This window comes from Halomonas sp. PGE1, assembly GCF_013000985.1.
Lineage (GTDB): Bacteria > Pseudomonadota > Gammaproteobacteria > Pseudomonadales > Halomonadaceae > Halomonas > Halomonas alkalicola.
Genome location: NZ_CP053032.1, coordinates 2,338,945 through 2,353,143 on the forward strand (window position 1 = coordinate 2,338,945; position 14,199 = coordinate 2,353,143).

The 14,199-nt window shown below is 67.3% G+C and carries 16 protein-coding genes; 2 read left to right on the top strand and 14 right to left on the bottom strand.

Annotated elements, in window-relative coordinates; all coding sequences use genetic code 11:
* Positions 1-118: 118 nt before the first annotated feature.
* The 7 genes from rplT to cysQ all read right to left on the bottom strand — a co-directional run bounded on the left by rplT (position 119) and on the right by cysQ (position 5,755).
* Positions 119-472 (bottom strand): 50S ribosomal protein L20, encoded by a 354-nt coding sequence (gene rplT, locus HIR79_RS11090; protein ID WP_021817421.1) that lies wholly within the window; start codon positions 470-472, stop codon positions 119-121.
* 35 nt (positions 473-507) lie between these two features.
* Positions 508-702: a 50S ribosomal protein L35 gene (gene rpmI, locus HIR79_RS11095; protein ID WP_089725334.1), complete on the bottom strand. Its 195-nt coding sequence runs from the start codon at positions 700-702 to the stop codon at positions 508-510.
* A gap of 107 nt (positions 703-809) precedes the next feature.
* Positions 810-1,352, bottom strand: a complete 543-nt coding sequence (gene infC / locus HIR79_RS11100; RefSeq protein WP_258306193.1) for a translation initiation factor IF-3 — start codon at positions 1,350-1,352, stop codon at positions 810-812.
* A 33-nt stretch (positions 1,353-1,385) separates the two neighbouring features.
* On the bottom strand, positions 1,386-3,284 hold the full coding sequence (gene thrS / locus HIR79_RS11105; protein ID WP_169958400.1) for a threonine--tRNA ligase: 1,899 nt from the start codon (positions 3,282-3,284) through the stop codon (positions 1,386-1,388).
* A 199-nt stretch (positions 3,285-3,483) separates the two neighbouring features.
* Positions 3,484-4,146, bottom strand: a complete 663-nt coding sequence (locus HIR79_RS18665) for an OmpA family protein (RefSeq protein ID WP_169958401.1) — start codon at positions 4,144-4,146, stop codon at positions 3,484-3,486.
* Between the two features lie 267 nt (positions 4,147-4,413).
* Positions 4,414-4,881 carry a DUF2489 domain-containing protein gene (locus tag HIR79_RS11115; RefSeq protein ID WP_169958402.1) on the bottom strand — a complete coding sequence of 156 codons (468 nt, stop codon included), beginning with the start codon at positions 4,879-4,881 and terminating at the stop codon, positions 4,414-4,416.
* Positions 4,882-4,924: 43 nt separating this feature from the next.
* Positions 4,925-5,755 (bottom strand): 3'(2'),5'-bisphosphate nucleotidase CysQ, encoded by an 831-nt coding sequence (gene cysQ, locus HIR79_RS11120; protein ID WP_169958403.1) that lies wholly within the window; start codon positions 5,753-5,755, stop codon positions 4,925-4,927.
* A gap of 212 nt (positions 5,756-5,967) precedes the next feature.
* Here cysQ and HIR79_RS11125 point away from each other — a divergent pair, with 212 nt between their 5' ends.
* Positions 5,968-7,428, top strand: a complete 1,461-nt coding sequence (locus HIR79_RS11125; protein WP_169958404.1) for an SLC13 family permease — start codon at positions 5,968-5,970, stop codon at positions 7,426-7,428.
* A gap of 82 nt (positions 7,429-7,510) precedes the next feature.
* Here the strand turns inward: HIR79_RS11125 and cyoE are convergent, their stop codons facing one another.
* From cyoE to HIR79_RS11145, 4 genes are read right to left on the bottom strand one after another with little or no spacing between them, the layout of a single operon-like run.
* Positions 7,511-8,434: a heme o synthase gene (gene cyoE / locus HIR79_RS11130; RefSeq protein WP_375153259.1), complete on the bottom strand. Its 924-nt coding sequence runs from the start codon at positions 8,432-8,434 to the stop codon at positions 7,511-7,513.
* A 7-nt stretch (positions 8,435-8,441) separates the two neighbouring features.
* Positions 8,442-9,506 (bottom strand): COX15/CtaA family protein, encoded by a 1,065-nt coding sequence (locus tag HIR79_RS11135; protein WP_169958405.1) that lies wholly within the window; start codon positions 9,504-9,506, stop codon positions 8,442-8,444.
* A 21-nt stretch (positions 9,507-9,527) separates the two neighbouring features.
* Positions 9,528-10,076: a redox-active disulfide-containing membrane protein gene (locus tag HIR79_RS11140; RefSeq protein ID WP_169958406.1), complete on the bottom strand. Its 549-nt coding sequence runs from the start codon at positions 10,074-10,076 to the stop codon at positions 9,528-9,530.
* The gene (locus HIR79_RS11145; protein WP_249322121.1) at positions 10,076-10,816 is read right to left on the bottom strand and encodes an SURF1 family protein; all 741 of its coding nucleotides are present in this window, start codon (positions 10,814-10,816) and stop codon (positions 10,076-10,078) included. The genes HIR79_RS11140 and HIR79_RS11145 overlap by 1 nt, the downstream gene beginning before the upstream one ends.
* A 10-nt stretch (positions 10,817-10,826) precedes the next feature.
* On the opposite strand from HIR79_RS11145, the gene HIR79_RS11150 reads away from it, so the two are divergent.
* Positions 10,827-11,021, top strand: a complete 195-nt coding sequence (locus HIR79_RS11150; RefSeq protein WP_110068630.1) for a DUF2909 family protein — start codon at positions 10,827-10,829, stop codon at positions 11,019-11,021.
* Between the two features lie 40 nt (positions 11,022-11,061).
* Here the strand turns inward: HIR79_RS11150 and HIR79_RS11155 are convergent, their stop codons facing one another.
* The 3 genes from HIR79_RS11155 to ctaD are packed head-to-tail and all read right to left on the bottom strand — an operon-like array spanning position 11,062 to position 14,182.
* A complete protein-coding gene (locus HIR79_RS11155) occupies positions 11,062-11,919 on the bottom strand; it encodes a cytochrome c oxidase subunit 3 (RefSeq protein WP_169958408.1) in 858 nt (285 codons plus the stop codon).
* Complete coding sequence (locus tag HIR79_RS11160) at positions 11,916-12,515, bottom strand: cytochrome c oxidase assembly protein (RefSeq protein WP_169958409.1); 600 nt, start codon at positions 12,513-12,515, stop codon at positions 11,916-11,918. Before HIR79_RS11160 ends, HIR79_RS11155 begins: the two co-directional genes overlap by 4 nt.
* A gap of 32 nt (positions 12,516-12,547) precedes the next feature.
* Positions 12,548-14,182, bottom strand: a complete 1,635-nt coding sequence (gene ctaD, locus HIR79_RS11165) for a cytochrome c oxidase subunit I (protein WP_169958410.1) — start codon at positions 14,180-14,182, stop codon at positions 12,548-12,550.
* Positions 14,183-14,199: the final 17 nt, after the last annotated feature.

Below are 14,199 nucleotides of genomic sequence, written 5' to 3' on the forward strand. Positions count from 1 at the left end.
CGTTGCGCTCCGAATTCGAGTATCAGTCTTCAAGAAAAAGGGGAAGAGCGGCTGCTCTTCCCCCTGAACGTCAGCGTGCGCCCTGCCGTGGCAGGACACACGCGGATGACGCGGTCACTTACTGGGCAGCCTTGGCCTTCTCGACGATGGCAGCGAAGGCTGCCTTCTCGTGCACGGCCAGGTCAGCCAGGACCTTGCGGTCGATCTCGATACCGGCCTTCTTCAGGCCACCGACGAAGCGGCTGTAGGACAGGCCGTGCTGACGGGCGCCGGCGTTGATACGCTGGATCCACAGGGCGCGGAACTGACGCTTGCGCTGACGACGGTCGCGGTAGGCGTACTGGCCGGCCTTGATGACGGCCTGCTTGGCAACGCGGAACACGCGGCTACGGGCACCGTAGTAACCCTTGGCCTGCTTGAGAATCTTCTTGTGACGACGACGGGCGACAACGCCACGCTTGACACGAGTCATAGCTTACTCCTGACGAAAAAAGGGTCTACCAAGGGTTACAGGTTGGGCAGCATCCGCTGGATCAGCGCCTTGTCGGCGTCGTGGATCTGCTTCATGCCGCGCAGCTGACGCTTACGCTTGGTGGACTTCTTGGTCAGGATGTGGCTGCGGAACGACTGCTTGTGCTTGAAGCCGTTGGCCGTCTTCTTGAAGCGCTTGGCGGCGCCACTGTTGCTCTTGATCTTCGGCATGGAAGAACACTCCATTACGAGGTTTTTTTCAGAAAACCCGGGGCCGACGGTGGGCTACCCCACCGCCCGTTGGACGGGCCGCCGGATCACTTCTTCTCTACTGCTGCTTACTGCTTCTTCTTGGGGGCAATGATCATGATCATCTGCCGCCCTTCCATCTTGGGGAAGGACTCCACGGTCCCGATCTCCTCGAGATCGGCGGCGATCCGTTCCATCAGCTTGCGGCCGAGGTCCTGGTGCGCCATCTCACGACCGCGGAAACGCAGCGTGACCTTGCCCTTGTCGCCACCTTCGAGGAAACGGATCAGGTTCTTAAGCTTGACCTGATAGTCGCCCTCGTCGGTGCCAGGCCGGAACTTGACTTCCTTGACCTGAATCTGCTTCGTCTTCTTCTTCTGAGCAGACTTCTGCTTCTTCTGCTCGAAGACGAACTTGCCGTAGTCCATGATCTTGCAGACGATCGGATCGGCATTGGATATCTGTACGAGGTCGAGTCCCGAGGCTTCGGCGCGCTCCAGTGCTTCGCTGGTGGGCACTACGCCCAGCTGCTCGCCGTCGGCATCGATCAGGCGAACCTGATCCTCGGTAATACGCTCGTTCATCGGGGGGCGCTTATCCTGGACGCGCCCTCTTGGGTTGCTTCGCTTGATCGCTCAGTCTCCTTAAGACGATTGACGATGTCGTCAGCCGAGTTCGGCGTTCAGACGCTCGATGAGGTCATCGACCCGCATGGTGCCTAGATCCTCGCCGGTGCGTGTACGCACGGCCACCGAGTCGGCCTCGACTTCCTTATCCCCCACCACGAGGAGATAGGGAACTTTCTGCAACGTATGCTCGCGGATTTTAAAGCCGATCTTCTCGTTCCTCAAGTCCGCCTTGACGCGCAGGCCGATTTTCTGCAAACGCTTCTCGAGATCCAGCACGTAATCGCGCTGGGCATCGGTGATATTGAGGATCACCGCCTGCTGCGGCGCCAGCCACAGCGGCATGGCCCCGGCGTAGTGCTCGATGAGGATCCCCAGGAAGCGCTCGAAGGAGCCCAGGATCGCGCGGTGCAGCATCACCGGGGTCTTGCGGGCGCCGTCCTCGTCGACGAACTGGGCGCCGAGGCGACCCGGCAGGTTGAAATCGAGCTGCAGGGTGCCGCACTGCCAGACCCGATTGAGGCAGTCGCGCAGGGAGAACTCGATCTTGGGGCCGTAGAAGGCCCCCTCGCCCGGCTGCAGTTCCCACTGGAGTCCGGTGGAGTTGAGCGCCGCCTCGAGGCCCGCCTCGGCACGATCCCACATCTCCGGCTCGCCGAGGAAGTCATCGGGACGGGTGGAGAGCTTGAGCTCCACGTCATCGAAGCCCAGCTCCTTGTAGACCTTCAGGGTCAGGGCGATGAAGTCCTCGGCCTCGGCCTGGATCTGCTTCTCGGTGCAGAAAATGTGGGCGTCGTCCTGGGTGAAGGCGCGCACGCGCATCAGGCCGTGCAGCGAACCGGAGGGCTCGTTGCGGTGGCAGCTGCCGAACTCGGCCAGGCGCAGCGGCAGGTCCCGGTAGCTCTTGAGGCCCTGGTTGAACACCTGCACGTGGCAGGGGCAGTTCATCGGCTTCACCGCGTAGTCGCGCTTCTCGGACTCGGTGGTGAACATCAGCTCGCTGTAGTGCCCCCAGTGGCCGGACTTCTTCCACAGCGAGAGATCCACCACTTGGGGCGTCTTGATCTCCTGGTAGCCGTTCTCGATCTGCACCCGGCGCATGTACTGCTCGAGCGCCTGGTACATGGTCCAGCCGTTGGGGTGCCAGAACACCATGCCCGGGGCCTCCTCCTGGAGGTGGAAGAGGTCCATCTTCCGGGCCAGCTTGCGATGGTCGCGCTTCTCGGCCTCCTCGAGGCGCTTGAGGTAGGCCTTGAGCTGCTTCTTGTCGGGCCAGGCGGTGCCGTAGATGCGAGTCAGCATCGGCTTGGTGGCATCGCCGCGCCAGTAGGCACCGGCCAGCTTGGTGAGCTTGAAGGCCTGCAGGTGCCGGGTGTTAGGCACATGGGGCCCCCGACACATGTCGGTGTACTCTTCGTGGTGATAGAGGCGGATGGTCTCGCCTTCCGGGATCTCGCGCACGATCTCCTGCTTGTAGGGCTCGTCGCGGTGCAGGAAGGCGAGCATGGCCTTGTCACGATCGACGTATTCGCGGACCACGTCGTAGTCCTTGTCGATCAGCTGCTTCATGCGCTTCTCGATCGCCTCGAGGTCCTCGGGAGTCGCCGGGCGACCGAAGTCGATATCGTAGTAGAAGCCGTCGTCGATCACCGGACCGATCGCCATCTTCGCCTCAGGGAAGAGCTGCTTGACGGCGTGGCCGATCAGGTGGGCACAGGAGTGGCGGATCACCTCCAGCCCCTCGGCATCGCGAGCGGTGAGGATGGCCACTTCGGCGTCGTGCTCGATCAGGTCGGCGGCATCCACCGGCACACCGTCGATCTTGCCGGCCACGCAGGCCTTGGCAAGCCCGGGGCCGATCGCCTCGGCCAGCTGCATCACGGTGATCGGGGTATCGAAGGTTCTCTGACTGCCGTCGGGCAGGGTAACGATGGGCATGAAGGGGGTCCTTGTGCGCAGTGGTGGCCCATACGAGAGACCACGTGTCGCGGTAAACAGGGATGGAAAAGCGGCGACTACCTTACCAGAGTCGGTCACCGGGGCGCCACCGGCCGCGACCGCCAGCCGGAACGAAGCAGGGGCGCCCGAAGGCGCCCCAGCCGGTCGGGCGATGACTCGCCCGGTTCACGACGGTCGATTACTGACGGTCGATCTCGACGCGACGGTTCAGGGCACGGCCCTCGTCGGTGTCGTTGCTCGCAACCGGACGCTCCAGACCGTAGCCCACGGCGATCATGCGGTCACCGGCGACGCCCTGGCTTTCCAGGTAGGTGCGCACGGAATTGGCACGACGCTCGGAGAGGCCCTGGTTGTACTGGGCGGAGCCGACGGAGTCGGTGTGACCCTCGATGCGAATGCGCACGTCGGTATACTCGCGCAGACGACGGGCGACTTCGTCCAGGGTCGACTCGGCAGCGGGGGTCAGCGCATCGGAATCGAACGCGAAGTTGACCTCGCTGGAGAGGGTCACCGGCTCGAAGTCCGGCACGGGCTCGGGCTCAGGCTCGGGCTCAGGCATCGGCTCGGGCTCGGCCACCGGGGCCGGGGTGCGGTCGGCACACAGCAGGGCGCCGATGGCGGCACCGGCTACGGCACCGGTGGCGGCACCCTCTTCTTCATCGGAGCTGCCGCTGGTGGCGTAGCCGATGCTGCCGCCGATCAGGCTGCCAGCGATGCCGCAGGTCACCGGCTGCTGGTACCAGGGACGATCGGACGAGGGGGTGGTGTTGGGGGTGGCGCAGCCGGCAAGGCCAACCACCAGAGCGGAACCGAGCAGCAAGCCAGTCGTGGACTTCTTCATGTGAAACTCCTTCTCTTTTTCTTTCTTGGTTCCAGGTCAGGCAACAGGTTCACCGCCTTCCCAGATGATCCCGACGATTGGGCGCCGCGGAGTCGGCTCCGCCGCGACCAGACCTCGCCTGCCGCAGACCGCTTCACGATCCGGGCAGGTTCGGCACGGGCCAAGCTTGCAGCAGCTCGCCCCATCTTTCAATCGCCTTCTTATGAACTTAGCAGATCGTTACAATATACGCACAGTGTTCGATAACAGGCGTGAGGCATTCAGGCGTCAGTGCAGGCTGCCCGGCCAGTTGCGCCGGAACTCCAGTACCGCACCGGCCGCACCGAGCACCGCCTCGCGCAGCTCCTCCTCCACGGTCAGCCGCTCGCGATCCTCCTTGAAGCGCTCCTTGGGCGTCTGCGCCTTGCGCGCCGCATGGGTGTGCAGGTGGCGAGTGCGCTCATGGACCTCACCGAAGGGGCGGAAGGCCTCGCGCTCCAGCAGCCGCGGATCAAGAATCTCCAGCAGCACCTTGCAGCGCCAGGCCCCCTCGGTGATATCCACCTGCTCCTGGAGCAGGGCCGAGGCCACGAGTTCGAGGTTCTCCAGGCAGTTGTCGCGGGCGCGGCGCTCCTCCTCCTCACGGAAGGCCTGCCGGCGGCGAACCTCCTGGCGAAGCGTATAGGCGTAGGCGGCCAGGCCGGCGATGATCGCCAGACCGAGGCCAGCAAGGACAAGCGCAGTGGTTGTCGACATCAGGGCTCTCGAGGTTGTGGGTCGAATCGGGGGTGGCCCCATTCTACCGGTGCCGCCCGCTCTCCCCAACCGCCTGCCGCCGCAGGACCGCCAGGCGCTCCCGCCAGGCCGGCGTCGCACAGGCGATGAAGTGGCCGTTGACCAGGCTCTCCCCCTGCTGGCAGCGCAGTGCCGCCAGGCTGTCCGCCGCGAGGACCACGCCGCCGGCGGCCTCCAGCACCGCCTGGCCGGCGGCGGTGTCCCACTCGCAGGTCGGCGAGAAGCGCGGATAGAGATCGGCCCGCCCCTCGGCGATGCGACAGAACTTCACCGAGCTGCCGCAGCGCTCCAGCCGGGCGCCGGGGATCGCCGAGATCCATGCCCGGGTAGCGGGGTCGAGGTGCGCCCGGCTGGCCAGCACCCGGGGAGGCCAGCGCGGGGCCACGCCGATGGGCTCGCGACGGCCGGCCTGCCAGCGCCAGGCCCCCTGCCCCAAGACGCCGGCCCAGCTGGTGCCCGAGGCCGGCACATGCACCACCCCAAGCACCGGCCGCCCCGCCTCGACCAGCGCCACATTGACGGTGAAGTCATCGAAGCCGTCGACGAACTCGCGCGTGCCGTCCAGCGGGTCGATCAGCCAGAAACGCTGCCACTCCCGGCGCGCCTCCCAGGGCACCTCGCGCCCCTCCTCGGAGAGGATCGGCAGCGTCGAGCCGGCCGCCAGGCCCGCCACCAGGATCTCATGGGCGGCCAGGTCCGCGGCCGTCACCGGCGAGGCATCCTCCTTGGCGTCGACCCTGAAGCCCGCCTCGCGCACCGCCAGGATGGCACGTCCGGCCTCCTCGCAGAGGCGCACCAGGGTCTCGAGGTCCGGCTGGGTATCGCTTGGCTCCATGTCGGGGCTCCTGATGGTTCGGGGTGTCGGGTGGGGACGGCGGAACAGGGTTGCCTCTGGCCTTACCCGAGTCAAGGTTGCCGGCATCCGCCGACCGCGGGCGCCACACCTTAGACCAAAGGCGAATAAGACTATCCTGACGCACGACTACAACTTAAGTAGAATGCCGCGCTTTCACGCACCCCGGTGCCAATCCGCTGATGGAGACACGCATGCAGTCGAGCCCCGATGTTCCCGAGAAGACACAGGGCCCTTCCGGTCCCGGCCGCTTCGGCCTGTGGCTGGGCCCTGCCCTGCTGCTCGCCACTCTGATCCTGCCGCCACCCGCCGGCATGAGCGAGGCCGCCTGGGCCTGCGTGGGGCTGGCGCTGCTGATGGCCACCTGGTGGTCCACCGAGGCCGTCCCCATCCCGGTCACCTCGCTGCTGCCCATGCTGCTGGTGCCCGCCCTCGGCCTCGGTACCCTGGGCGAGGCGACCGGCAGCTACGCCAACCCGATCATCTACCTGTTCCTGGGCGGCTTCCTGCTCGGCATCTCGATGCAGCGCTGGAACCTCCATCGTCGCCTGGCGTTGCACGTGCTCAAGCTGGTGGGCCACCAGCCCCGTCGCCAGATCGCCGGCTTCATGATCGCCACCGGCTTCCTGAGCATGTGGGTCTCCAATACCGCCACCGCCATCATGATGCTGCCGATCGGCATGTCGGTGATCAGCCTGCTCGGTGACAACAGCGACCCCGACGAGGTCAAGCGCTACGCCACCGCTCTGCTGCTGGCCATCGCCTACTCCGCCAGCATCGGCGGCGTGGCGACCCTGATCGGCACCCCGCCCAATGCCCTGCTGGCCGGCTACCTGGCGGAGGATCGCGGCATCGACATCGGCTTCGCCCAGTGGATGATCATCGGCCTGCCCATCAGCATCACCATGATGGGCGCGGCCTGGTGGTGGCTGACCCGCGGTGGCTTCCGCCTCGAGGCCGGCGAGGACAGCGCCGGGGTGGTCAGCCAGGAACTTGCCAGGCTCGGCCCCATGAGCGCCGCCGAACTGCGCGTGGCGATCATCTTCTCGCTGGCGGCGATGGCCTGGGTGGTGCGCCCCCTGCTCAATGACCTGGGCCTGCCGTGGCTTTCTGACACCAGCATCGCCATCGCCGCCGGCGTGGTGCTGTTCCTGGTGCCCAGCGGTCGCGGCGACGGCGAGCGGCTGATGGTCTGGGAGGAGGCCCAGAAGCTCCCCTGGGGGATCCTGCTGCTGTTCGGCGGTGGCCTGGCACTGGCAGGTACCATCACCCGCACCGGGCTCGCCGAGTGGATCGCCGGCCAGCTGGCCATCTTCGGCACCTTCCCGCTGCTGGCGATGATCGCCGTGGTGGTGCTGGTAATCATCTTCCTCACCGAGGTGACCTCCAACACCGCCACCGCCGCGGCCTTCCTGCCGCTGCTGGGCGCCCTGGCCCTGTCGCTGGACATCTCCCCGCTGCTGGTCACGGTGCCGGCCGCCATCGCCGCCAGCTGCGCCTTCATGATGCCGGTGGCCACGCCGCCCAATGCCATCGTGTTCGCCACCGGCCACATGAAGATCCAGTCGATGATCCGCGCCGGCTTCGCCCTCAACCTGATCAGCACCGTGCTGGTCACCCTGATGGCCTACTTCCTGCTGATCACCCTCTGGTAGGCCATCGCGCCTGACGGCGCCTCGGCTCCCCCGACACGACTCCGCCCGGCCTTGGCCGGGCGGAGTCGTCTGCGCCATCGACTCATCCCCAGAGGGACCAGGCCATGGCGTAGTGGTCGAGCAGCAGCACGCCGAAGACGCCGAGGATATAGCGGATCGAGAACCAGAAGGCGGCCAGGGGGGCCCTGGGGTCCTGGCCCCGCCACACCTTCCAGTTCCAGTACATGAAGCGCGCATTGAGCGCCACCATGCCCACCAGGTAGACGGCCCCGCTCATGCCGATGGCGAAGGGCATCAGGGTCACCGCCACGGTGAGCCACCCATACAGCCACACCTGCAGCCGGGTGAAGGCCTCGCCGTGGGTCACCGGCAGCATCGGCACCCCGGCGCGTGCGTACTCCTCGCGCTTGTGCAGCGCCAGCGCCCAGAAGTGCGGCGGGGTCCAGGCGAAGATGATCAGCACCAGCAGCAGCGGCTCAGGACCGACCTGCCCGGTCACCGCCGTCCACCCCAGCAGCGGCGGCGCCGCCCCGGCCACCCCGCCGATCACGATGTTCTGCGGCGTGGCGTGCTTGAGAAAGGCGGTATAGACCAGCGCATAGCCGATCAGCGAGCCCAGGGTCAGCCAGGCGGTGAGCGCATTGACCTGCCAGGCCAGCAGGCCCACGCCCGCCACCGAGAGCAGCGTGGCCCACGCCAGCGCCACCGCGCTGGGCATGCGCCGAGCCGCCAGCGGGCGGCGGGAGGTGCGCAGCATCATCGCATCCAGCCGCCGGTCGACCACGTGGTTGAAGGCCGCGGCGCCGCCGGCGGCCAGCCCGATGCCGGCCAGCCCGAAGACCACCACGGCCAGCGACGGCAGTACCGGGCGCGCGAGCGCCATGCCCACCAGGGCGCACACCAGCATCACCACCACCACCCGCGGCTTGCACAGGGTCAGCAGGTCTCTCCAGCCCCAACGGGCCGACTCCAGCGGCACGGACGCTGCCGTGCGAACTTGCGTCATCATGGCCTCAGACATGGACCCACTCCTTCTTGGTCGATTGTTGTAATGCCGACACGCCTTCGGCCTCGCGCCAGGCCCACACCGCCATGGCCATGGCGATCACCAGCGCCACCGCCCCGGCGGTGTGCAGCAGCGCCAGCCACAGCGGCAGCCACAGCAGCACATTGGCGATGCCTAGCCCCAGCTGTACCACATAGAGTCCCGCCAGGGCCCCCAGCCAAGGTCTCAGCCGCGCCTCATGCCAGTGGCGCATGGCCAGCAGCAACAGCGCCAGCCCCAGCGCCAGGGCCCCCAGCCGATGCCCCATCTGGATGGCCGTGCGCGCATCGGCATGCAGCTGGCCATGCAGGTAGTTGGGCCCCACGCTCTGGGTCAGGTGAAAGCCCTCGCTCCAGTCCATGGCCGGCCACCACTGGCCGTTGCAGGTCGGAAAGCCCTGGCAGGCGATGCCCGCATAGTTGCTGGAGACCCAGCCTCCCAGGGCGATCTGCGCCACCAGCAGCAGCATGGCGAGCCCCCACAGCGGCGTCAGCGGGCGGCGCGGCGGCGCCACGCCACCCGGCGTCAGTCGGCCGCCGGCGAAGCGACGCAGCCGCAGGTGCAGCCACAGGAACAGCAGCATCACCGACAGCCCGCCGAGCAGGTGGAGAGTCACCACCTGGGGCCACAGCTTGAGAGTCACGGTGAAGGCCCCGAAGGCCCCCTGCACCAGGATCACCGCCAGCAGCGCGAGGCTCACCCCCCAGGGGTAGTCGGGCCGACGACGCAGCGGCGCGCCCAGCACCACCAGGGCAATCACCAGCAGCCCCAGCGCCGAGGCCACGTAGCGATGCACCATCTCGACCCAGGCCTGGAAGGTCTCGAGCGGCGCCTCGGGCGTGTGGGCCATGGCCCGGGCCTCATCCGGCACCACCAGCCGCCCGTAGCAACCGGGCCAGTCCGGGCAACCCAGGCCGGCGTCCACCAGCCGCGTGAACACCCCCACCAGGATCACCGCCACGGTGAAGACCACCCCCACCAGGCTGAGCGCCATGAGCCGCCGCAGGCGGCGCCGAGATGCCTCATTGGTCATTATCGTCATCCCTGTCGCCTCCTAGCGTCCCGCCAGCCTGGGCTCATCCCGACGCAACACCTCGGGGTTCATGCGCAGCAGGCGATTCAGATCGTCGAGCACGTCCCGGGCCGACACCTCGGGCCCATAGGCAAGCACCGGCACGCCTCGCGGGTCCAGCACCCAGAGGTGGTCGGGGGCATGCCACGCCGGGTGCTCGGTCCAGTGGGCCACCGCCTCACCGGGCAGTGCACTGGCCTCACCGCCGACCCGCAGCCGGCTGACCCGCGGCGCCTCGCGCCCCAGGGCCCGATGCAGGCGCCACCACTGGTCGGCCAGCGCCGCACACTGGTCGCCGCAGTCGAAGGCCAGTACCCAGCCACCGCCAAGCCCGGCGGCGTGCTCACCCTCCAGGGGCCAGGCCGCCAGCGCCGGGAGATCCGGCGCCAGATCCCCGTGGGCGGTACGCTGCTCGGGAATACCGACCCGCCAGGTCACCATGGCCCAGGCCACCAGCAACGGCAGTGCGAAGAGCGACAGCAGCGCCAGCACCTTGAGGCGGGACGCACGGGCTCGAGAGGTCTGTCTCATCACAAGCTCTCCTGCTTGTTGTCTGTACGACAGGGATCATCATTGGCCGCCCGGCGGTCACGCCCCAGGCGGCGGCCACCGATCACCATCACCACCAGGGCGGCCAGCGCCAGCCCCCACCACTGCACGGCGTAGCCCAGGTGGCGACTGGGCGGCATCACGCTGGGCGTCCACCAGGGTTCGAGCCGCCCCGGGCCCTGCTCGAGGTGCAGCCAGCCGTCATGGGCAAAGGGCAGCTCCCAGGCATCGAGCTGGATGCGCTGCAGGCGCTGCCCCTCGCGGTTGGGGCCGAACAGCGGCGCCCCCTCGCCCGCCACCTGCCAGCGCCCCTCCAGGGTCACCGGGCCTTGCGGCGTCTCCACCTCCGGGGTCTCGCGGCCGGCACCACTGGCCAGGAAGCCCCGCTGCACCAGCCACAGGCGGCCGTCGGCGGTGCGCAGCGGGGTCAGCGGCGCCACGCCGTGACGCCCATTGAGCACCCGGTTGTCGAGGAACAGCGTCTGTTCGGCCAGGTACTCACCGCTCAGGGTCAGGTGGCTGCCGTCCGGCGGCCGCTGGTGCGGCGCCTCCAGGTGCGGCGCCGCCGCAAGGCCCGCCAGATAGTCACGCTTCTCGCCTGCCCGCTCCCACTGCCAGAGCCCGAGCCCCAGGCCGAGCAGCACCAGCGGCGACCACAGCAGCCACCACAGGCGTTGCCGCCCTGGCCCGCGACGGGCATGCTGAGAGGGAGAATCGTTCAAGGAGTGTTCCATGCTACTCAAGGTCCTGATCGCGCTGGTGTTCCTGGCCATGCTGGCGAGCCTTGCCGCCGGTGCGGGCTTCCTGCTCCGCGACGAGGCCGCCTCGCGCCGGCTGCTGGTGTCACTCAAGCTCCGCGTCGCCCTGGCCGCCACCCTGCTGGGCCTGCTCTTCTACGGCTTCTACGCCGGCGGTCTCGCCGGCTGATCGGTGCCCGGGATGCTGGCGGACCCGGCCAGCCCCGGGCTCAGAAGACATAGACGAACAGGAACAGGCCGATCCACACCACGTCCACGAAGTGCCAGTACCAGCAGGCCGCCTCGAAGCCGAAGTGGTTGTCGCTCGAGAAGTGGCCGCGCAGCACGCGCACCAGCATCACCGCCAGGATGGTGGCGCCGATGATCACGTGGGCTCCGTGGAAGCCGGTAAGCAGGAAGAAGGTCGCCCCGTAGATGCCCGCCTCCAGGGTGATGCCGTTGTGAACATAGGCCTCGTAGTACTCGATGCCCTGGATGGTGATGAAACTGATGGCCAGCAGCAGAGTGGCGAACAGCCAGTTGCGGGTTGTATCGCGATGCCCCTCCTTGAGCCCCTCATGGGCCACCGTCAGGGTGATGCTCGACGCCACCAGGATCAGAGTGTTGACCAGAGGCAGCTGCCAGGGGCTGAAGGTATCGCGGGGGCCTGCCACATCACCGGGCGGCTCGAGCAGCGGCCAGCTGGCGGTGAACTCCGGCCACAGCAGCGCGGCCACCCCCTTGGCCCCCTCGCCGTCGAGCCATGGCAGGGCGAAGGTGCGGATATAGAAGAGCGCTCCGAAGAAGGCGGCGAAGAACATCACCTCGGAGAAGATGAACCAGCCCATGCCCTGGCGGAAGGAGCGGTCCATCTGGGCGTCGTAGAGCCCCTGGCGGGACTCCTTCACCACGTCGCGGAACCACAGCCCCATCACCGCCAGCACTGCCAGCAGGCCCAACACCATCAATGAAGTGCCACGGTCATGCACCAGTACCATGCCGGTGCCGACCATCATCAGGCCCAGGGCCAGCGAACCGAGAATCGGCCACTTGCTGGTTGCCGGAACGTAGTAGCTGCCACCGCTCATGCCTCATCTCCTTTGCCGGCAGTCGCCCGGGCCTGAAGCGGCGCCTCGTCGCGGGTGACCGGATACAGGGTGTAGACCAGAGTTACCGTATTGACCTCGGGCGGCAGGTCCCGGGCCAGCTGGAACACCAGCGGCAGCTCCAGGCGCTCGCCCGCTTCCAGGTGCTGCTCCTCGAAACAGAAGCAGCTCACCTTGCGCAGGTGGCGCGTGGCATTCGAGGGCGACACGCTGGGCACCGCCCGCCCCCATGTGCCCTCACCGCTGGCATTGTGGAAGGCGAACTCCACTTCGGTGGTCTGCCCCGGGTGGACGCGCATCTGGCGGGTCTCCACCTCGAGGTTCCAGGGCAGCCCCGACCCGTTGCGGGTGATGAACTGCACAGTGACGTAGCGCGAATCGTCCACCCCCTCGTGCACGATGGCCTGGGCGGTGGTGTCCACCTTGCCATTGATGCCGGTGACGCGGCAGAAGACGTCATAGAGCGGCACCAGGGCGAAGGCAAAGGCGAACATGCCCACCAGGGCGGCCACCGAGCGCACCACCGTGCGGCGCACGCCGGGGTTGGGGGCGGTGGAGTGGCGTTGGGGCTCTGTCATGGGTCACCTCCTTGGGCGCGGGCCAGGCTCGCTCAGTGTTCCTGGCGCTGGAAGGTCGGCGGCGTCTCGAAGGTGTGCAGCGGGGCCGGACTCGGCACGCTCCACTCGAGATCCTCGGCGCCCTCCCAGGCCTTGGCCGGCGCCTTCTCGCCGCCGCGCACGCAGAGGATCACCACCGCCACGAACACCAGCTGCGAGGCGCCGAACATGAAGGCCCCCAGGCTCGACACCAGGTTGAAGTCGGCGAACTGCAGGGCGTAGTCGGGAATGCGCCGCGGCATGCCGGCCAGGCCCGCGAAGTGCATGGGGAAGAAGGTCAGGTTGACGCCGATCACCGAGAGCCAGAAGTGCCACTGGGCCAGCTTCACGTTGGGGTAGTGGCCGGTCCACTTGGGCAGCCAGTAGTAGACCCCCGCCATGATCGCGAACACCGCTCCGGGCACCAGCACGTAGTGGAAGTGGGCCACCACGAAATAGGTGTCGTGGTACTGGAAGTCCGCGGGGGCGATGGCCAGCATCAGGCCGGAGAAGCCGCCGATGGTGAAGAGCACCACGAAGGCCAGGGCGAAGAGCATCGGCGGCTCGAAGGTGATGGAGCCGCGGAACAGCGTAGTGATCCAGTTGAACACCTTCACCCCGGTGGGCACCGCGATGATCATGGTGGTGTACATGAAGAACAGCTCGGCGGCGAGCGGCAGCCCCACCACGAACATGTGGTGCGCCCACACCAGGAAGGAGAGGATGGCGATGGCCGCGGTGGCATAGACCATGGAGGCGTAGCCGAACAGCCGCTTGCGGGCGAAGGTCGGGATGATCGCCGAGACGATGCCGAAGGCCGGCAGGATCATGATGTAGACCTCGGGATGCCCGAAGAACCAGAACAGGTGCTGGAACAGCACCGGGTCGCCGCCGCCGGCGGCATTGAAGAAGTGGGTGCCGAAGTTGATGTCCATCAGCATCATGGTGATCACCCCTGCCAGCACCGGCATCACCGCGATCAGCAGGAAGGCGGTGATCAGCCAGGTCCAGACGAACAGCGGCATATCCATCAGCCGCATGCCCGGGGCGCGCATGTTGATGATGGTGGCGATGATGTTGATGGCACCGAGGATCGAACTGATCCCGGCGATGTGCAGCGAGAGGATGAAGAAGGTGGTGGACGGCGGCGCATAGGTGGTGGAGAGCGGCGCGTAGAAGGTCCAGCCGAAGTTGGGCCCGCCCCCCGGCATCAGCAGGGTGGAGAGCAGCAGCAGGAAGGCCACCGGCAGCAGCCAGAAGCTGAAGTTGTTGAGCCGTGGCAGGGCCATGTCCGGCGCACCGATCTGCAGCGGGATCATCCAGTTGGCAAGCCCCGTGAAGGCCGGCATGACCGCGGCGAAGACCATGATCAGGCCATGCATGGTGGTCATCTGGTTGAAGAATTCCGGATTGACCAGCTGCAGGCCCGGCTGGAAGAGCTCGGCCCGCACCACCAGCGCGAAGATCCCGCCGATGAAGAACATGATCAGCGAGAAGATCAGGTAGAGGCTGCCGATCTCCTTGTGGTTGGTGGTCAGCAGCCAGCGCAGGATGCCACGCGGTGGCGCGGGATGGGCGGCTGCCTGGCCGCCGGCGGTGGCCGAGGTGCTCTGCTCGACGGGGTGATGCGGAGGCAGCTTGGGCGCCATCGTGAATCTCCCTGATC